This is a genomic window from Legionella spiritensis, from assembly GCF_900186965.1.
Taxonomy (GTDB): domain Bacteria; phylum Pseudomonadota; class Gammaproteobacteria; order Legionellales; family Legionellaceae; genus Legionella_C; species Legionella_C spiritensis.
This window is the reverse complement of sequence record NZ_LT906457.1, coordinates 1,056,019-1,074,319: the sequence shown is the minus strand read 5'-3', so window position 1 is coordinate 1,074,319 and position 18,301 is coordinate 1,056,019. Positions and strand designations below refer to the sequence as shown.

Genomic DNA, 18,301 nt, shown 5'->3' with positions numbered 1-18,301 from the left:
ACATCTTAATGATTTATAACAGATAAATGAAGACTTATTTCTCCGGAGAATAAAAAATCACCGGCATCGGGTTCTTTAATAGCAGTAAATTGTCCATAAATAACCCAAAAAATAACCTGAAAATGGTACTAGAATGAACATATAAATAAAAGGAAACAACTAAAGAATAAAATATGGACGCTATAATCACCAACGCACTAACCAATGCCTTGCATGCCCTGTTTCTATTAAGCTATTTTATTCTGGCTTTCCGGCAATGGCAAAAAGGAAATGCGAAGTTTACGGGGTTTATCGTTTCCTTTTTCCTTATTGTGTTTCTTCTGAAAATTCTTGGTGTTCTGGTCCATTATTTAAGCGGAAATGACTACGTCAACGACTTATGGCTAGCCATTGCAATGGGGGTCGTATTGCATAATTATTTTCTCATTCACGCCATGCGTATTCCTGAGACATTGAGAGCCATAACCATGGTTTTTTCCCTGTTTCTGGCGGGTTGTTTTATTATTCATGATAATTTTATTTTCATAGCCCTATTGTTAATTATGGTTTATCTTCTCGCCGCCATTTATTCTGAAAAACTGACGCGATTTGGTTTTATCTCTGTGATTACTGCAAATATCATCTGGATAATTTTACGTGAGGGCAGTCGGTTTATTCTTGGCTATGAGGTACCGATTGAATGGCGATTTGATAATGACGTGTATCATTTGCTATTGATTATTGCAACGTTTATCGTTTACCTCTCCATACAAAGAGGAGACTGGAGTTACCCGAAAAATTAATGGATTTTCAGGGCTTTAAAGATGTACCATAACAGGCGATGTCATCAACCGTGTTTTCAACCAACTTTTCAGAACGAGTTTTAAGGCCTAATGCCGACTCAATCATTACCATTAATTTTGCCAGCCAGCCAAAAAAGAATTGATCATTGAGCGAATGTATTTTTAACAGTCCTTTTTTATCAGCCGGGGAAGATAGTCTTTCATCATGGCTTGCAATTTTACCGCTGTCACTTTTTGCATCCACTATTTGTTTCAAGTCATTATACAATGCCTCTAAAACAATATCGCGCTGGCTTTCGTTCAAGCTGTCAACCAGAGAGGAAAAGTCTTTTTTTTGTACTGCTGGTTTCTTGCCCCAAAGAATAATTTGTTTTTCAGGGCATTGTTCAGACGCTTTTTTTAATACGTTACTAAATAAATAATTTAACAACCTGTGTTTATAGTCAGTATTATCAATATCGTCATTGCTAATAAAAAAGCCGCATGCACTATTTCGAGAAAAAGTGGCGCTTCTAGCCAGAAAATCAATCTCATCAATGAACTGATTTCCTATTTTTTTTAATAGTAATTTTTTTATATTCCAATGTGTTAAAACAGTAGAGTTGTCAAATGCCAGAATGGCTTTTGCCACCGAAGGATTTTTGTCGAGCAGCTTGCGCATCGCCCTATCATCACCTCGTTTCAAGCAAGCAGGATCATTAAGTATGGATGAGTTGCCGATTAACGCCGTCAAATAATCTCCTATTAATTTCGATTTTTTTAATAGCTTAGCTAAATTGTTCGATTTAAGATCGTTCAATCTTCTTTGATCGTTTGCGGCCCATTCTTGAAATTTTTCCTGATTTTCCACAGGAAAAATAAAAAAAGACTGGTTTTTTTTCATTAATCGGAGCGCTTTCTCTGTAAGGCTGGACATCTTATTTACCATTAAAAACAGGGGTCAAATTACATGTTTTTATGTATTATAAAGAATTGTATTAAATAAAGCCATAATTCGGGGTTTTCATAGCCTGTTTCAATCTCATAGTGACGAAAGATTCAAGCGTATTGCCCGTTGGAAAACTTATCCCTGCCACCGGTACAACACGCAAAAAGTTACTTGAACGCCCTACCCGATTTTATTACTTGCAAGGGCATCCCTGACACAAGGATCCTTCTCAGCCAACGCTGCGATAACAGATTTTGTTACATCAACGATAACTCTGTCATTCGGTGTTGCATGCTTGTGGTTTTGGGTAAAATAGACAGACATCACTATCGGAGAACAAGCACCAGGCCAGATAACGCCTATATCGTTTGTCGTGCCATAACGAGCCCCTGTTCCAGTTTTATCCGCAACCTTCCAGGACGCTGGCACACCGGCCCTGATTCGTTTGTCGCCTGTTGTATTGCTCAACATCCAGGATTGTAATAGTTTGTGTTGTTTTTCACCTAATCCCCGCTCCAGAAGCAATTGCCTGAGGTTATTGGTCATAGCGGCGGGTGACGAGGAATCGTAGGGATCGTCACCGCCTGAAAAAGCCTCGTCCGGCCAGATGTTATCCTGCCGAAATTGATGATCGCCAAGTTGTTTCGCATAAGCATTGATGGCTTCAAGCCCGCCCAGTTCTTTAACAAGAAGATTCATTGCCGTGTTATCACTGTAACGAATAGCGGCGGAACATAAGGCTTCAACGGTCATGCCGTCTTTAACATGCTTGCCGGTAACCGGACTCCAACTGGCCAGGTCAATAGTTTGATAAGTTATTTTTTTTCCTAACAGCATGGGATCAGTCATACTTTTATTCAAGACCGCAGACACGCCTATAACTTTAGAGGTGCACCCCATTGGAAAGCGTTGATTGGCTCGATAGTTTATCTGGTGTTGATTCCCTGTGTTCAAAACCGAAATACCTATTCGACCGCTATTACGCTGCTCTATCTGCTGCAATTGTTGCGGCAATGTCTTTGCAAAAAGATGCTGGCTTACCAATAGAAGCATTACAAAAGCGCATTTATAACTATCAAGCCTGTATTTTAATTTCAACGGATACCCCTGCAGGTTGTTTTTTGGCAAAGCATGATTATATCTGAGTCATTTTCAAATATCTGCTTGTTTTTAGGGCGTGTTTTTAAAATTATCGCCAGGCTGCAAAAGCTGTTTGATTTTCCAGATAATATTCCGGTTTCGCAAAACTGGCAGTTTGACGTTTCACAGATATAATTAGGTAAGAACCGGTCGCATCAGTTATCGTTAATACACAACCAGAGTTTGATGACATTCCATAACAGGATGCGACAAAGTCAACAACGCATAAATAGCAAGGGAGATAGCTGCATGTCAGCCAAGGACAACCATCAAAAATTCACCACAACCGATTCGGGAATACCTGTGCCAAGCGATGAGTACTCGCTGACCATTGGACCAAACGGACCCATTGTTTTGCACGATCACTACCTGATTGAGCAGATGGCGAACTTTAATCGTGAAAGAATCCCGGAACGCCAGCCGCATGCCAAAGGAGGCGGCGCGTTCGGACATTTCGAGGTAACCGAAGACGTCAGCAAATACACCAAAGCCGCCGTATTCCAGCCAGGGACAAAAACGGATATCGTAATTCGCTTTTCAACCGTTGCGGGTGAGCGAGGAAGCCCCGATACCTGGCGCGACCCTCGTGGATTCGCAGTAAAATTCTACACCAGCGAGGGTAACTTCGATCTGGTTGGAAACAACACGCCTGTTTTCTTTGTGCGCGATCCAATGAAATTCCAGCACTTTATCCGCTCGCAGAAACGCCGCGCCAATAACAACCTGCGCGACCACGACATGCAATGGGATTTCTGGAGCCTGTCACCGGAATCGGCGCATCAGGTAACATGGTTGATGGGTGATCGCGGCATCCCGAAATCCTGGCGCCACATGAATGGCTATTCCAGCCATACTTACATGTGGGTGAATGCCGAGGGTGAGAAATTCTGGGTCAAATATCACTTCAAAACCGACCAGGGCATTGAATGTCTGACCCAGCAGGAAGCGGATCACCTTGCGGGTACGGACAGCGACTACCACACCCGCGATCTGCATGAGGCTATCTTGCGTGGCGACTATCCGAGCTGGACGCTGTATATGCAGATTATGCCTTTCAAAGAGGCTGAAACCTACCGTTTCAATCCGTTTGACCTTACCAAAGTATGGCCGCATGGAGACTATCCTCTTGTCAAAGTCGGCAAACTGACTCTCAATCGCAATCCGACCGATTATCATACTGAAATAGAACAGGCTGCGTTTGAACCTAATAATATGGTACCCGGAACTGGAATCAGTCCGGACAAGATGCTTCTTGCAAGAATATTCTCCTATGCGGACGCGCACCGTGCCAGGCTGGGTGTGAACTACAAGCAGATACCGGTTAACAAACCGAAATGTCCTGTTTACAGCTATAGCAAGGAAGGCGCCATGCGTGTTGAGAATGTCTCGGATCCGGTTTACGCGCCCAACTCCAAGGGAGGCCCGCAGGCAGACAGCTCAAGAAATCCCGAGGTAGCGACATGGGAAGCACATGGTGATTTCGTACGTGCGGCCTATACGCTGCGCAAGGACGACAATGACTTTGTACAGGCTAATACGCTGGTCAACAAGGTGCTGGACAATGATGCCCGGGACAGACTGGTCAGCAACGTAGTCGGTCATTTGAAAAACGGCGTCAGCGAACCTGTGCTAAAAAGAACATTCGAATATTGGAAAAACATTGATCAGGAAATCGGTAACCGTATCGAAAAAGGAGTCAGGGAAGGTTGACATCCATTTAAACAATCAGGCTCTGGGCACTTATCTCATCCCTAATTGTTTTGTTGTCGGGCCCCTTGGCCCGACACTATCTATCCAACAGGTCTTCCTATAGCCGTTTCTTTTTGGAGAAAGTTGCAGAACATCATCAAACTCATGAGGAAGGAAAGAGTCCAGTTTGTAAATAACGTCACAATTGTTGTGCAATATAATAACAAATCTGAATCGTCAAAAGTGAAACAATAAAAATGGTGAATTCATGGATCCCTGCTTATGTGAAATTGTTTTTATTATTCGCTCTTGCTTATCCCTGGCATGCCACTCATGCTATGCCCTACCTGGCGGCAAACGAGCAACACAACCTCGTCCATCAGCGCGTCCATGATCTTGCCGCTTTATTAAAACAGGATGACCTCATCGCGGCACAGGTTGATCTTGAAAGCCTGCCGTCTCCCTATAATGCTTTACTCACACAGCCGCTTATGACGACAGGCCTGACCAGCTATTATCAACGAACCCCAAAAATTCAGACCTTGTTTGCCAAACAGAATAAAGTTCAAAAAACTTTTTCACGCGCTATTATTATGCTTATAGATAAAAACAGAATACGAAATAACGTGGAAATCGCGCGAAACAAAAAAGAATCCATCGTGATTGAACTGGCTTTTATCACGATGAATTTCAACGAACTGCCGAAACAAATAATTGACCATATTTTGCATGATAACATTCCATTCGGACAATTACTGGCTGACCATCGTATAGACACTCTCACGAAGGATCGCGCTTATTTCTCTCTCCACTGCACCAAAGCATTAAGCGATCTTATTCATTGCAAGGTAAACAGTACCATTTACGGACGTACCAATACCCTTATCAATAAAAAAAATCACCGGTGGCTGGCCCGTGTCGTAGAAATTTTACCGGGGATCCAATGCAAAAACGCTCGCTGTACCGCATTGATTATGCAACAATAAGAAGTTGATTTGCAGAATCACAAAATTCGGACCATAGTTAACAGATACAAAAATCTCAATACATCATTATGAAAACCATCACAAAAGAATTACAACGCCAGATTACGCCTGAACTAGCCATTGAACTTCTTAAAAATGGCAATCAGCGTTTTATACAAAACTTGAGCTACAATAGAAATCTTTTGCAGCAGGTTAATGAAACGGCCAATGGACAATATCCCTTCGCAACCATTTTAAGCTGCATCGACTCCAGAACCCCGGCGGAATTAATTTTCGATCAAGGACTCGGAGATATCTTCAGTATCCGTATCGCCGGCAATGTTATTAATGATGATATCCTGGGAAGCATGGAATTCGCCTGTGAAATTGCCGGCTCAAAACTTATAGTCGTGTTGGGACATACCAGTTGCGGCGCAGTCAAAGGGGCGTGTGACAGCGTGGAAATGGAGCATTTGTCCGGCCTGTTACGAAAAATTGATCCGGCTATTGAAAAAGAAAAGTCCATTAACGAGCAACGTAATGGCAATAATCCGCGCTTCGTGGATGCGGTGGCCAAATTAAATGTTATGAACAGCATTGACACGGTGTTACACGAAAGCGACATTTTAAAAAGACTGGTCTCCAACGGACAAATCAGGATAATCGGTGGTTTGTATGACGTAGCCAGTGGTGAGGTGTCTTTGTTTGACAACTAGAAGGCCGAACGATCAAAAATCAATCAAATCCCTGTCGCCCGCCATGAAGGCAAAGCCGAAATGCGGGATAATGTTCAAACGGCCTCTCTTTTATAAACGGTGTACGCTAGCTACATCTTGGTATGCGTTGCAATCCGTTGAGATGAACCCTATAATTTGCCCCTTCATCATACGTTTACAGGATATGTAATGACTGCTAGTGATACCACCAAACCCGCCGACAAGCTCACACAGGAAGATTATTCCCAGGCCATGAACCTGATCGGACAGAATTTGTTTACGGCCTTAACCCAATCCGTAGACAAACTGCAACCATCCCTGCGCAATAATAACGTGGTATTTCAAGCCCTGGCCGCTTTTCTGGCTAACATCGTGCATAAACAATTCCCGGACAATCGGGACTCATCAAAGAAAGTAATCGATGATCTTGCCAAACTCATTCACCTGCATCTGGACAGCGTTGCATAATCTCAAAATTACGGGTTGCCGATAAGCAACCCGTCCAATTCAATTTCTTATTCTTCCATGGAAACAGGTTTATCCCAGGAAAAAGACGATTCGGCGAAAAGGGCTTGCTGCGGCTTAAAACCTTCGTTGTCCAGAGTGTTTGCCCGGATCACAACCTTGTTGGGATACTCTATAGGGTATGCGTATAATTGCGTAGAGCACTCGGGACAGAAGTGCAGAATTATTGAGTTCCCGCTGCCACCCTTGTACGTGTAGGTTTGTGTGGCCCTGGCCTCCTCCAGACAGTTTTTATCAAAAAGCATACCGCACAAATGACCACCGCTATTTAATAACTGACAATTATGACAATAACAAATGAATTGAAATTCCGGATCAGCAGAGAGTACGAACGAATTTTTCCCGCAATGACATTTTCCTGTTATAGGATCCATAATAGCTTTCCTGATTTTTTTCGATTATTTACCCACTATAAAAGCTTACAGTCAATGATACAATAACATTAGGTTCCCTGAACCTGGGAAAATTGACGGAACTAACGGGTTATCTTATGAAGAAGTTCTTTATAGGGCTGGTTGGAGATGGAGATGATCCCGGATAAGGGGTGGCTTAGAATGACAATTGACGTGAGGTAAAAGGATAGAAACAAACACAGTAATGTTTGAATACCATACCCCAGAATATTATTTTCCAGCATAAACACGGAAACAATAATAATAGTAGAGGCGCCAATTAATACAATCACGTACCAGGCCGAAGGAATGATAATGTTAAGCATATTCAGGCGCTGATTACGAAGTTCACTGGCTTGATCCAAAGAAGACATCGCCCTGTTATAATAGTTTTGGCTATACATATCAGACGGACGATAATTCAAAAACGCGGCGTAGACAGTACTCTGTGCCTTTTGTGTGACTGGCGATGCCCTGCCCTTTTTCATCGAAGACCACTCATCATTCATCAGCGATGAAACGTATTGCTGCATCTGGTCGCTTATCTTGTGAAAAACCGGCTCCGGAAAACCTTTGCTGTTTTCCCAGACCGTGTATATTTTAGTGGCTTCCTGCCCTACCAGTTGCGTCGCCTCTTTATAGTTAGTCCAGGAAATATAAACCACAAATCCCAGGAATATACTAAAAAGCGCACCTATTATATTAACCACCATTCTTGTGCCGTGCATGTCGGTAGCAATATGCAGACTTGCATGCCTGTATTTAAAAACAACGTTACTTAGAGTCAAAAAAACCGTTATCCAGAACAGGAAAATGAAGGGTGGATACACATGAGAAACAATGCTTCGCAGCATTTAATTCTCCTCTAAAGAATGGCGCAAGGGAATATATCTTTTAACTTACAAGAACATTATAGAATAATTCACAATATAATGCGGTATAAAAAATGTGGTTCAGCAACCGCTTTCCAAATATTGGATAAACGCATTTCCCGTGTAATCATTGATGTGAAAAAAATCCTTTTCATTGATATTACCAAGCTCGGCACCAATACCAATAAAATCAATATTGATATTTCGCGCCGCATTTTTATCCCAAATCCTGTCTCCTACGTAGATCATTTTTGAATAAGCCGGACGATGATAATTTTTTTTCGCACGCTCAATAGCAATGGTGATAATCTGCTCTCTTTCCATGTGATCATCACTGTGCGCAATGGGCACACCATCGCAGGGGATATTCGCCGTCCTAAGTTTCAACAAGGCCGATTTTTCCCAGCCACCGGTTGCAATACCGATATCCCATCCCCGTTGCGTCAGGATAGTAAATATCTCCGAAGCGCCTGAAAGAGGCAGACAGTGGGATTTGTCTTTCAGGAAAGCCGTTTTAAGATACCCCACAAATCGTTCTTTTATAGCCGCTATCTCCTCTAAAGAGGGATCCCGTCCAAACGCGGACTGAACAATTTCTGTTACCATGCCGGAATCGGTGGAATATTTATAGTTATGCCATTGATTATCAATGTATTTTACAGGCAAGCTTTCAAGAAGCGCCCTTTCAAAATAATCAGAATCCACTCGATTGGTATTCGTTAGTGTTCCATCAATATCAAATATTATTAAATTATTCATAATCTCTCTTAAAGAAAATATTACGCTAAGCTGTATTTATACAAGGATACCCTTTTGATGGAACACCTGCCATGAAATGCACCACTATTATTCTGACATTATTGTGTTTGACAACGAATAGCAATTACGCGGCGGAGCAAACACAACCGATAGTTTGTCAGCAAAAATACGCACTCTGTACCTCCGCCGCCTGCATTCCTGATCCAAGACATCCTGATTACGCCATTTGTGCCTGCGTTGTGAAAAACGGGTACAGCGTGGGTTATAAAACCTGCGAACAACGTACCCCCAAAGAGGTTCAATATGAAGCCAGACGACTTGTTTCCACGTTTTCCTTTGCACAATTTCATGCGAAGAAAAATATGGCCTGCCGCAAGGGAATTCCCTGGACAGATTGCGTCGATGCGCCCTGCACCGTCAATCCCATGGATCCGAAAAAAGCCATTTGCAGTTGCAAAATTTTCAATACCCAATCGTTTTTTACTTTTGGCGGCGATTGCGACACTAAAAAATGCCAGGAAGGATTCTGGTCGGGAACGACGGAATCTTCTGCCCGTATCCTTCGCAAACCGTTGCTTGAAACACTCAAACTCTCTGCGGATCCCTCGAAGGACAATACGTGTTCCCGGTAATGTATTGAGAAACAAACGATATGGCCGGTCACTTAAATTATAAATCGCGTATAATGATTATAAACAATCACACATAGTGAATGTTTGTTCTACACTTATAATCAACGTTTATTTACACGATTTTTTTACAATAATTGGTAGCCATAGGGAGGCCTGCGGACGTATTGCGGGTTTCATGTTCCAATAGGGTACAAGAAGAACAGGTGAGCGCTTAAGTGAACGTTAACCCGCATTTTGGCTTCACCTTCATTACGGTTACAGAAGACAATTATTTGTTGCGGAATAAAATATGATTTCAACAAAAACGGTTTTCATAACATGCCTTGCAGGGCTTTTCGCAATCATTCCACCGCCAAATTATGCGAATACCTCCTGCCAAATTGTTGCAGAAACATTGAATAATCGCTTTTTTTACGAAGGAAATTGCAACAACGAACCCTTTTATTCCTGCGCCGGAATTGTGTTGCACACGCTGGAAAAAAATACTTCGATGATAGCGAGCGTTGACGGCTACCCACTCACCGAAAAAGTTTGTGATAAACAATCGACGGTACCCTGGTGCCCAAACTCCGGAGGAATAACCAGGGATGTCGTCTCGTTCTCATTTCTCCATAAAGATATAACGGCGAATTACGGATATCCGATATTTGCCAACGCCGGTGGAACAGCGGGGTTTATATTCAAGCCAAATGCTATAGGTGAATATCTGTTATGCGCCTATCCGGTTGATGCGATGAGTTTTTCCAGACAAGATTGCGGGTGCGGCGAATGGGGTAAACCGGTCTGTGACAATATCAATTCCATTCGGGGAACTTGCGAGCAAAACGGGATTTATACCGACACGGATTTTTTTAAAAAATATATTGATAACAACCACAAGTGGGACATAAAAAAAATGTGCTCATTTGGAGTGTTTACAAATAATTTCCTCGCTTTCATGGCGACAACGGAAATGATTATTAACAATCCTGATAAACAGGACAACTGGAACCCTTTTTGCGCCAGCGGCAACTCGGATAAATGCGCCGGCTGGAATGAACTTGTACTCAAACCCTGGTTTAATATTCCATACAAAGATATCCCTATTGAAGCTTTTTTTTATGTTACAGACTCAAAAAACCTCTACCCTGACAGCAGCAAGGCAAAAGCCATAGCAGCCAAATTGGCAAAAGAGTTTCCAGGTGATGTTCCTGTTGTAGGTATTAATATCGACAACATCCATAATGAATCCGGCACCGGACCATTTTTTTGCGACTTCCAGGTTCCGTGAACCAAATTTTTCACAAAACGAAAATTGGTAGCCCGCAAGGAGGCCTGCGGCCGTATTGCGGGTTATAGCCAAATACTGTATCTTGAAAACAGGGATTAACCGCATGAACGTTATTCCCCAGGCTTCGCTTTCATGACGGCTACGTGTTGTAGAATAATATGCGCCTTGCATTCGCTCAGTAATATCTTTTATGCCCGAAGCCCGTGAAATGAATCAAACCATGTCCTGTTTATTTATAGGATTGCAGCAGAAAATCCACAAATATCCTATGAATAAAATTGCTGATTTCATAACACGAGCGGCCGGAACAGGAGAACCATCTGCTCGTATTGCCGGGGAAATAAAAATATTTCGCCATGATTTTTTTACTCTATTTTATTGCCACGATCATCCTTACCCATGAAAGCAAATCTTATTGAAAAAGATAGTTCCACGTTACCTTCCTCTCTCCCGGGCTGGATGCTTTCCGTCTTGTTTGTGGTTTATCAACTGTATTTACAACTGTCCATGGGTGCTTTGATGCCACCTTTAATGAGGGATTTGTCGTTGAATGCCATGGATATCAGTGTGCTCACCAGTTCCTTTTATATCGTATACATACTCATGCAGGTACCGTCCGGAGCATTGTTAAGAAAATGGGGGCCCGGTATACTGATTTTTCTTGGCGCCGGCTGTTGCGCTCTTGGCTGTCTGCTGTTTGCCGGAAGCAATACTCTCTTATCCGCTATTTCGGGCCGCCTGCTTACAGGGCTTGGTGCGTCCTGCGCATTTGTGTGTTCCATCAGTATTGCCGCAACCGGTTTTTCCAAAGCTCGCGTGGGCCTGATGATTGGCCTGGCTGAAACGATAATGATGGTCGGAACCTGGGCAGGAATAAATGGTTTATCGCATGCGCTTATCCTGTTTAACTGGCGCAGCACCATGACCTTTAACGCGTCCCTTGGCTGTGCCATATCCCTGCTTGCTTATTGCCTCATCCCGAAACAAAAAACAAACAAATCCCACAGCGACTCATACAGAGATTTTGTCAGTATTATGAAAAGAGCCGGCTTATGGTGGCATGGTCTTTATATTGGATTGATGTTTAGCAATGTGACTGTCTTTGCCTCCACCTGGGCAATTCCATTCCTTATAAAAGAGCAAGGTGTTACTCACGCTCAGGCCGTCTGGGAAGCCAGTTGGACATACCTCGGTGTCGCCCTGGCAAGTCCCTTTGCAGGGCTACTGCAAAGATTCAACCGCAATCTTCTGGTCTGCTATGGTTTAAGCGCCATACTGGCATTGGTTTTTTTGATCAGTTTGTTATTTGTGAAACACATGAATCCCGGTCTCGGCTGCATTCCATTTTTTATCCTGGGAATAGCGTCAAGCATCACGGTACTCAATTATGGATGGGTGCAGACCAATACCCCCAGGGAATACGCTTCGATGGCCGTTGGTTTTACGAATACCGTAGCCTTGCTTCTGGTGCCTGTACTGCACCTCATTATCGGCAGGCAAAAAATAATGAGTTATCCGATCCTTTATACGATGATCGCAAGCATGCTTCTTGCAAGCATTTTAGTCTTTATAAAACAACCCAGACTTACTGTATCACCACAAGCATCTCTTTCATGAACAGGGATATCTCGCCACACCAAAGCAAATTGTCAAAATATCCAACCATGTTATAATTAATTTTTTAGAACATTATGTTGTTTTCATGAGAGGCAAATCAGTATCAGAAAATCCCTTTACCCATTTGGCAGAATCTCCCCCTATCACTGCCCTGCTTGACCCCGGGAACTTATCAACGCTTTCTGTTGAGCAGTTCGCATCACGGATGAACGCTGTTTTATTTGGCTTGACCGAAAAATATGCCATCGATCCAAAGCATCTTCGCCCGGTTGCCAAAAAGACCATAAAACATTTTATAAATGATTTCAGTACTCATGGCCATTGCACAATTATTATGCGCCATGGCGAACAAGTCGTTGATCCGGAATTATCCGAATACGACGCGGCAAGGAAAAAAATTATTATGATGCAAGACGATCATAATAATAACGATTCCATTACCTTGTCATCGGCTCTTGAATTTTGCGCAACGTTCCTGACTTTTGCCTATATCCGGTCAAAAACCGCGGCGCGTATTACTATCGAATCATCCCCTAATCCAAGAGCCGCACACCCGGCGCGTCTCATGGCCGATGCTCTGGCTTGTGATTTGGAATTCAAGGAAAGCTGGCGTTGTGTCAATTATCCTTCAGATGAACGATTTGAAGAACACGGCTTATTCCGCTATCTGAACCACGGTACCCTGCCATGGGAGAAAGAAGCCGTTGATGCTGTCGTTGGGGAAGGAACTTTTGACCGTATTTTGACCGACATGCAAAGAATCTTTGAGCATCCAGTAACGTCCGGGCAGATCAGAATTATTATTACCCATACCCAGCAAACCAACGCAGTATGCCAACTATCGGGCATGGAACCCGTTCGCCTCAATAACTACGGTTACATTGCTATTTCCGATAAAGCCACATTGCACCCGTCCGGCTTTTACCTCCCTGAACAAACCTTACAGCGTCTAATCCAATCAAGGAATCCGTCCTTTTTTCGGCTTGGAACAGAAGAGAACGACGGCAATAAGCAATCAGATTTTACAGCCCGTCACGGCAAATAAACGGATTTTATTATCGCCCATCCCTCCCAATCATTGGTCTTATTATCCATAAACACCATTTACAACTATATTTAAAATAGATACACAAACAAATGCAGGGCATTTTGAACCGTAGCAAACATCCTGTTGTCAATTTGCCGCATCGCTACCTATAAGGGAAGGAACTTCCTATGAATATGGAAAATCAGGAAGAAATGAATGTCGTGCAGGTGATGTTTACTGTTCTTGCCAGGCTTTTAAGCCCTTGTATCATTTGCGATAGAACCGGAAGAATTATATTTGCCAATAATCCTTATAAAGCCCTGACGTCGAAAAATACCGATCAACAATTTTTCTGGACCTTGTTTCCAAATTCCGAAGGCATGCCCGTTTATTTTCAGAAAGCGGTGGAACAAGGCATTGAAACTCGCTCTGAAATTACATTTAATGAGATGGCGTTTATCAGCCGAACGATTCCATTAAGCGACATTCTGATCAATGAAGTACTGTACATGCTGTATTTTGAGGATGTCACCCCGAGTGTCAATCTTACCAGACAATTAAAAATCGAAAATCGGCTCTTACAAAAATCGTTTCTCGATTCCATCTCGGCTTTCTCTAACGTCGTGGAATCAAGAGACCCCTATACATCCGGCCACCAAAAACGGGTCGCTTCGCTTGCCGTCAACATTGCAACCAGAGCCAATATCACCGACAGACAATTAATCAATGCCATCTATTACGGCGCCTTGATGCACGACATCGGCAAGGTGGCTATCCCTATGGAATACCTGGTCACACCCAGACTATTGACGGTTCATGAATATGAAATTGTGAAAACTCATGTCACCATAGGTCATAAAATCATATCGCACATCGACTTTCCATGGGATATACAATCGGTTGTATATCAACATCACGAACGCCTCAATGGTTCCGGTTATCCCAATGGACTCAAAGACGACCAGATCACCGTACCCGCACGTATTGTCGGCATAGCCGATGTGTTTGAAGCCATGTCTACTGACAGACCTTACCGCAAACACGTTGCCAGAGAAATTATTTTTGACTATTTCAGGGAAAACCGTGGAATCTTGTTTGATCCCTATTATATCGACTGTTTTTTCCAATGTGTTTCAGAACTGAAAGACGTTTATGAAATAAATCTGACTTTCAAACCGTTCGATCTGTATGATTCTCAATACTAGGCTCTGTGCATCTGAAGTTAAATCCCTTCTTTTTCTGCTCCATTTGTTGAGTTCCGCCCGATTATTGCGATAATAAGCACGCCTTTAAAACAACTCTTTACCCTGCTACCCTTTGCTGAGGGCAATCCGGATAACAAAAGGGCTGCTCCATACGGCACTAATCAAATGACTCATATAGAAAAAATAACGTCTTCAAGAATCGGGAACAACACACCCGGGACAGATTTTTAAATAACAGGCTGAAAAACCCATGACAAACAAAAATATTACGGACGAATCCACCCCCAAACTTGCCGTTCTCATTGATGCCGACAATGCTCGTGCAACCAATATAGAATATTTATTAACGGAAATAGCCAGTTATGGAGAGGCCATTGTAAAGCGCATATATGGCGATTTTACCTCACCATCCAGCGCCCAGTGGAAAAAGGTTCTGCACACATATGCCATTAAGCCGGTTCAGCAGTTTGCCTTTACCAAGGGGAAAAATGCCACTGACAGCGCCTTAATCATCGATGCCATGGACCTGCTTTATACCAATCGATTTAATGGCTTTTGCATCGTATCGAGCGATAGTGATTTCACGAGTCTCGCGAACAGAATCCGTGAAGAAGGCTTGCTGGTTTATGGCATTGGAGAAAAGAAAACGCCTGATGCTTTTCGCAATGCCTGTAATAAATTCATTTTCACTGAAATTTTATGCCCTGAAAAACCCAAAGCAACCAAATTTGAAAAGGATTCCCGAAAAACAGGCAACATTTTAGACAAGCCTGCAAAATCAAAAAGTACGTCTCCGGAATTTCCCAAGGACTTTATACTGGAAGCATTAAACAACTCTTGTGATGATAGCGGTTGGGCTTACCTGGGAAAATTTGGTAGTTATCTGACCAAGTTAAAGCCGGACTTTGATGCCAGACTTTATGGTTTTAAAAAACTTAGTGATCTGGTAAGAGGAAACCCTGAGATATTTGATATCGAAGAAAGAACCAATCCCGCCTCCTTGTCTAAAGAATTGTATATTCGGAGTAAGATATAAGCCTTACCTACCCGTTGGGCCACCAATAGTAATTGGCCTGCAGAAAAATGCCCCAATAATACCAAGCAGTCGCGTTTGCATCTCAAAATGACATGCAGACACGCCCACCGGGCTAACCAATGTTTCTATCAAAACCCTGTTGTAACATTTTCGCGATGTCGTTAAAAATAATCCGGACTTCCGAAACCGTTTCCGTCATGTGCAGGAAAGCGTGGATCATGGATTCATAACATTTATGGATGACCGGCACATGGCATTGCCTTAATTTCCCGGCATAAGCCTCACCTTCATCGCGCAAGGGATCAAAACCCGCCGTAATGATAAGCGCAGATGCTAATCCCGAGAGATCGTTCGCTTTAAGCGGGCTTACCAGAGGATTTTCAATATCAGAGGCCTGATTGATATAATATTTTATATAATCATGAATTTTTTCCGTTGTCAGAAAGTAGTCCTCTCCATACGTTTGATACGAGGACGCACCGCACGTCAAATCCAGTGAAGGATACAGTAAAAGCTGGCATACGGGTTGCGGAGTGCCCTGCTCTTTGAGACAGAGTGCCAGGGCGGCAGCCAGATTGCCTCCGGCACTGTCCCCACCTATGGCAATGCGCTGGGCATCAATATTATAAAGAGGCGCATGGTGCAATAACCAATGATACACATCATGGCAATCCTTTAATCCTGCAGGAAAACGATGCTCCGGAGCCAGTCGCCATTGTACAGAAATTACGGTACAACAACCGCGCAAGGCCAGATTTCTACATATAGAATCATGAGTGTTAAGACTGCCTTTCTGCCAGCCTCCACCATGAAAATACAACAATCCGGGCAACATTGTATCCGGTTTTGGCCGATAAATCCGGACGGGGATCCAATAATTTTTTTCCTGGTTGAGAATATTCAAATCATCGATGCGCGCCATTTTTAACGGTACTCCCGCATGGTTCATGGCAAAATTTTCATACATCATTCGAGCCTCTGCGAGAGGAATGTCCCGGGGCAGGGTTTTCATCAATTCATTATATTGCATTAAAAATTGCAAAATTTCGGAGTTTAACAATTTCCCGGAAGTCATTCCGTCCTCCCTCGTTAAGAGTAATGACGTATTTGCACAGAGCCCAGGTTCCGTGAACCTGGCAAGAAAAAATTAAAAAAAAAGCCACGAATACGTGGCTTTTTATAGGCAGAAAATTACTTGCCTGCAGGAACCGCCGGCTGATCCATAGTCCAGACAGCCTGGACACCCAGCAGATCCGCACGACCTTCCGCTTTCGCATTGACATTAAAGGTACTGCCAGCACCAGCGGTGATGGTTTTATTAATCGTCGTGTTTTCACCGAATAAATGCGTATAACCAACATCCACACCCAGATCGGGACGATATTGATAATGCGCACCAATGGATAACGCCCAACGGTTGGTATCAGGCAATCGCACATCCCGGAAAGCATCCCGGGTGGGAGTCTGATCATAACCGCCACCCACTCGCAGCATCCATTGTTCATTCACGTGAACATTGGCGCCGATTGCGGCACGCCAGGCGTTGCGGTAATACTGTGAAGCTGTCGAGTTCAGTTTGACTTGTCCGAAACCGGCTGCAAATCCGGCGACGTTGTCAAGCTCGATATTTCTTAACACATGCCAGCCTGTGTACACGACGGATCCCAACAAGGCTACCTTCTCATTCACGTCGTGATAAGCGGATAAGGTAACAATTTCAGGAAACTCAATATTGTTACTGGCCAGGTTGTTGCTCCAGAACACGGCATTGTGATTGGCCAGGGTCGGAGAAGCCAGATTACCAGTCAAACGGCTGTAACCATGGAATTTATGGTTCATTTTGGACTGGTAGTTCAAACCGAGGCGAGTATGATTGTCGTTAAACATCAACAATGCACCGCCATGGAATCCCACCCCGAAGGAATGTCCTCTGTTATAGGAATAGGAATCCAGAAAAATCGGGTTAGCGCCGATAGCCTGCAGCGCAGCCGGTGAACCCAGAATCGAATTGAATTTAACCCGTGCGTATTGAAAATCAATACCGGCGCCCAGAGCGAAATTCTCGGTGATTTTACCGCCGATTTCAGGAGAAATATTGGTGGTTAATAATTCGGTAAAGGTCGCAGCGTAACGAACCGGATCAAGCCTGTCCCATTCCGTGGAAAGACCAAACGGGCTCACGATACTCAAGCCAACCGTAGAATTTTCTCCCAGAGGACGTGCGTAATGGAAAGAAGGCACAAGAGCGTTTACAGCGCCATCCATATCGGTAAAACTTTGCATGTAGGGAGGAACACCGACCGTCGCAAACGTTGTCGTGCCGGTTATCTCCGAACTGGGGAATACACCAACGCCCCCTACTACAGCTTGTTGTTCACGAATTAAAGAAAGACCCGCGGGATTATACCAGCCGGTTGAGGCATCCGCTGCTTCGGCTGCCAGTCCCGCACCATAATTACCCACTGCGGACCCATTACTTTCAGTGTACAGGGAAAAGCCCCCTGCATGAGCTGTTCCAGCGCACATAATGCTGGCCATCGCTGCACTAAGAATTGTATTCATGGGTTTTTGCATGCTTTTCACTCCACACTCCTTAACTTAAATGCATCCCAAAATTTTGCAAAACAAACTGATGATAAAGGAATTAAAATTGTTTTCAAATGGTAATAGGAAAAAATTTATCAATAAAATCAATAAATAGCCTTTACAAAAACACTGTGGACTCAAGATAGTCATTTTGGTTTTT

At 43.4% G+C, this 18,301-nt stretch carries 20 protein-coding genes; 13 read left to right on the top strand and 7 right to left on the bottom strand.

The window, feature by feature from the left end:
- Nucleotides 1-173 precede the first annotated feature (173 nt).
- A complete protein-coding gene (locus CKW05_RS04940; RefSeq protein WP_058484590.1) occupies nucleotides 174-782 on the top strand; it encodes a DUF6962 family protein in 609 nt (202 codons plus the stop codon).
- A 7-nt stretch (nucleotides 783-789) separates the two neighbouring features.
- Here the strand turns inward: CKW05_RS04940 and CKW05_RS04935 are convergent, their stop codons facing one another.
- Entirely contained in the window at nucleotides 790-1,665 is an 876-nt protein-coding gene (locus CKW05_RS04935) for a hypothetical protein (RefSeq protein ID WP_133141182.1), read from the bottom strand.
- Between the two features lie 225 nt (nucleotides 1,666-1,890).
- Nucleotides 1,891-2,664, bottom strand: a complete 774-nt coding sequence (gene bla, locus CKW05_RS04930; RefSeq protein WP_231950744.1) for a class A beta-lactamase — start codon at nucleotides 2,662-2,664, stop codon at nucleotides 1,891-1,893.
- Here bla and CKW05_RS15540 point away from each other — a divergent pair.
- The 5 genes from CKW05_RS15540 to CKW05_RS04910 all read left to right on the top strand — a co-directional run bounded on the left by CKW05_RS15540 (nucleotide 2,610) and on the right by CKW05_RS04910 (nucleotide 6,688).
- Nucleotides 2,610-2,855 carry a hypothetical protein gene (locus CKW05_RS15540; protein ID WP_231950771.1) on the top strand — a complete coding sequence of 82 codons (246 nt, stop codon included), beginning with the start codon at nucleotides 2,610-2,612 and terminating at the stop codon, nucleotides 2,853-2,855. The two genes, bla and CKW05_RS15540, sit on opposite strands and share 55 nt — an antisense overlap.
- A gap of 244 nt (nucleotides 2,856-3,099) precedes the next feature.
- Nucleotides 3,100-4,560: a catalase gene (locus CKW05_RS04925; RefSeq protein ID WP_058484593.1), complete on the top strand. Its 1,461-nt coding sequence runs from the start codon at nucleotides 3,100-3,102 to the stop codon at nucleotides 4,558-4,560.
- 236 nt (nucleotides 4,561-4,796) lie between these two features.
- Nucleotides 4,797-5,525: a hypothetical protein gene (locus CKW05_RS04920; protein ID WP_095140579.1), complete on the top strand. Its 729-nt coding sequence runs from the start codon at nucleotides 4,797-4,799 to the stop codon at nucleotides 5,523-5,525.
- Between the two features lie 68 nt (nucleotides 5,526-5,593).
- Nucleotides 5,594-6,220, top strand: coding sequence for a carbonic anhydrase family protein (locus CKW05_RS04915; RefSeq protein ID WP_058484595.1), 627 nt, complete (start codon nucleotides 5,594-5,596; stop codon nucleotides 6,218-6,220).
- 189 nt (nucleotides 6,221-6,409) lie between these two features.
- Nucleotides 6,410-6,688, top strand: a complete 279-nt coding sequence (locus tag CKW05_RS04910; RefSeq protein WP_058484596.1) for a hypothetical protein — start codon at nucleotides 6,410-6,412, stop codon at nucleotides 6,686-6,688.
- Nucleotides 6,689-6,735: 47 nt separating this feature from the next.
- Here the strand turns inward: CKW05_RS04910 and CKW05_RS04905 are convergent, their stop codons facing one another.
- The 3 genes from CKW05_RS04905 to CKW05_RS04895 form a co-directional block, all read right to left on the bottom strand.
- Nucleotides 6,736-7,119 carry a GFA family protein gene (locus tag CKW05_RS04905; RefSeq protein WP_058484597.1) on the bottom strand — a complete coding sequence of 128 codons (384 nt, stop codon included), beginning with the start codon at nucleotides 7,117-7,119 and terminating at the stop codon, nucleotides 6,736-6,738.
- 101 nt (nucleotides 7,120-7,220) lie between these two features.
- Nucleotides 7,221-7,991, bottom strand: a complete 771-nt coding sequence (locus tag CKW05_RS04900) for a bestrophin-like domain (RefSeq protein ID WP_058484598.1) — start codon at nucleotides 7,989-7,991, stop codon at nucleotides 7,221-7,223.
- Between the two features lie 99 nt (nucleotides 7,992-8,090).
- A complete protein-coding gene (locus CKW05_RS04895; RefSeq protein WP_058484599.1) occupies nucleotides 8,091-8,768 on the bottom strand; it encodes an HAD family hydrolase in 678 nt (225 codons plus the stop codon).
- A gap of 71 nt (nucleotides 8,769-8,839) precedes the next feature.
- Here CKW05_RS04895 and CKW05_RS04890 point away from each other — a divergent pair, with 71 nt between their 5' ends.
- The 7 genes from CKW05_RS04890 (at nucleotide 8,840) to CKW05_RS04860 (ending at nucleotide 15,555) form a co-directional block, all read left to right on the top strand.
- On the top strand, nucleotides 8,840-9,400 hold the full coding sequence (locus CKW05_RS04890; RefSeq protein ID WP_058484600.1) for a hypothetical protein: 561 nt from the start codon (nucleotides 8,840-8,842) through the stop codon (nucleotides 9,398-9,400).
- A gap of 490 nt (nucleotides 9,401-9,890) precedes the next feature.
- Nucleotides 9,891-10,670 carry a hypothetical protein gene (locus CKW05_RS04885; protein WP_133141183.1) on the top strand — a complete coding sequence of 260 codons (780 nt, stop codon included), beginning with the start codon at nucleotides 9,891-9,893 and terminating at the stop codon, nucleotides 10,668-10,670.
- Nucleotides 10,671-10,860: 190 nt separating this feature from the next.
- A complete protein-coding gene (locus CKW05_RS04880; RefSeq protein ID WP_058484602.1) occupies nucleotides 10,861-11,073 on the top strand; it encodes a hypothetical protein in 213 nt (70 codons plus the stop codon).
- Nucleotides 11,070-12,287: an MFS transporter gene (locus CKW05_RS04875; RefSeq protein WP_058484603.1), complete on the top strand. Its 1,218-nt coding sequence runs from the start codon at nucleotides 11,070-11,072 to the stop codon at nucleotides 12,285-12,287. The genes CKW05_RS04880 and CKW05_RS04875 overlap by 4 nt, the downstream gene beginning before the upstream one ends.
- Nucleotides 12,288-12,372: 85 nt before the next feature.
- The gene (locus CKW05_RS04870) at nucleotides 12,373-13,332 is read left to right on the top strand and encodes a hypothetical protein (RefSeq protein WP_058484604.1); all 960 of its coding nucleotides are present in this window, start codon (nucleotides 12,373-12,375) and stop codon (nucleotides 13,330-13,332) included.
- 170 nt (nucleotides 13,333-13,502) lie between these two features.
- Nucleotides 13,503-14,519 carry an HD domain-containing phosphohydrolase gene (locus tag CKW05_RS04865; RefSeq protein ID WP_058484605.1) on the top strand — a complete coding sequence of 339 codons (1,017 nt, stop codon included), beginning with the start codon at nucleotides 13,503-13,505 and terminating at the stop codon, nucleotides 14,517-14,519.
- Between the two features lie 250 nt (nucleotides 14,520-14,769).
- Nucleotides 14,770-15,555, top strand: a complete 786-nt coding sequence (locus CKW05_RS04860) for an NYN domain-containing protein (RefSeq protein ID WP_058484606.1) — start codon at nucleotides 14,770-14,772, stop codon at nucleotides 15,553-15,555.
- A gap of 112 nt (nucleotides 15,556-15,667) precedes the next feature.
- On the opposite strand, the gene CKW05_RS04855 is transcribed toward CKW05_RS04860, so the two are convergent.
- Nucleotides 15,668-16,630 (bottom strand): alpha/beta hydrolase, encoded by a 963-nt coding sequence (locus tag CKW05_RS04855; protein ID WP_058484607.1) that lies wholly within the window; start codon nucleotides 16,628-16,630, stop codon nucleotides 15,668-15,670.
- Between the two features lie 116 nt (nucleotides 16,631-16,746).
- A complete protein-coding gene (locus CKW05_RS04850; protein WP_058484608.1) occupies nucleotides 16,747-18,138 on the bottom strand; it encodes an OmpP1/FadL family transporter in 1,392 nt (463 codons plus the stop codon).
- Between the last annotated feature and the right edge of the window lie 163 nt (nucleotides 18,139-18,301).

Coding starts and splice junctions, on each gene's coding strand:
- CKW05_RS04940 (WP_058484590.1), top strand. CDS start 174: ATGGACGCTATAATCACCAACGCACTAACCAATGCCTTGCATGCCCTG.
- CKW05_RS04935 (WP_133141182.1), bottom strand. CDS start 1,665: ATGAAAAAAAACCAGTCTTTTTTTATTTTTCCTGTGGAAAATCAGGAA.
- CKW05_RS04925 (WP_058484593.1), top strand. CDS start 3,100: ATGTCAGCCAAGGACAACCATCAAAAATTCACCACAACCGATTCGGGA.
- CKW05_RS04920 (WP_095140579.1), top strand. CDS start 4,797: ATGGTGAATTCATGGATCCCTGCTTATGTGAAATTGTTTTTATTATTC.
- CKW05_RS04915 (WP_058484595.1), top strand. CDS start 5,594: ATGAAAACCATCACAAAAGAATTACAACGCCAGATTACGCCTGAACTA.
- CKW05_RS04910 (WP_058484596.1), top strand. CDS start 6,410: ATGACTGCTAGTGATACCACCAAACCCGCCGACAAGCTCACACAGGAA.
- CKW05_RS04905 (WP_058484597.1), bottom strand. CDS start 7,119: ATGGATCCTATAACAGGAAAATGTCATTGCGGGAAAAATTCGTTCGTA.
- CKW05_RS04900 (WP_058484598.1), bottom strand. CDS start 7,991: ATGCTGCGAAGCATTGTTTCTCATGTGTATCCACCCTTCATTTTCCTG.
- CKW05_RS04895 (WP_058484599.1), bottom strand. CDS start 8,768: ATGAATAATTTAATAATATTTGATATTGATGGAACACTAACGAATACC.
- CKW05_RS04890 (WP_058484600.1), top strand. CDS start 8,840: ATGAAATGCACCACTATTATTCTGACATTATTGTGTTTGACAACGAAT.
- CKW05_RS04885 (WP_133141183.1), top strand. CDS start 9,891: ATGATAGCGAGCGTTGACGGCTACCCACTCACCGAAAAAGTTTGTGAT.
- CKW05_RS04880 (WP_058484602.1), top strand. CDS start 10,861: ATGCCCGAAGCCCGTGAAATGAATCAAACCATGTCCTGTTTATTTATA.
- CKW05_RS04875 (WP_058484603.1), top strand. CDS start 11,070: ATGAAAGCAAATCTTATTGAAAAAGATAGTTCCACGTTACCTTCCTCT.
- CKW05_RS04870 (WP_058484604.1), top strand. CDS start 12,373: ATGAGAGGCAAATCAGTATCAGAAAATCCCTTTACCCATTTGGCAGAA.
- CKW05_RS04865 (WP_058484605.1), top strand. CDS start 13,503: ATGAATATGGAAAATCAGGAAGAAATGAATGTCGTGCAGGTGATGTTT.
- CKW05_RS04860 (WP_058484606.1), top strand. CDS start 14,770: ATGACAAACAAAAATATTACGGACGAATCCACCCCCAAACTTGCCGTT.
- CKW05_RS04855 (WP_058484607.1), bottom strand. CDS start 16,630: ATGACTTCCGGGAAATTGTTAAACTCCGAAATTTTGCAATTTTTAATG.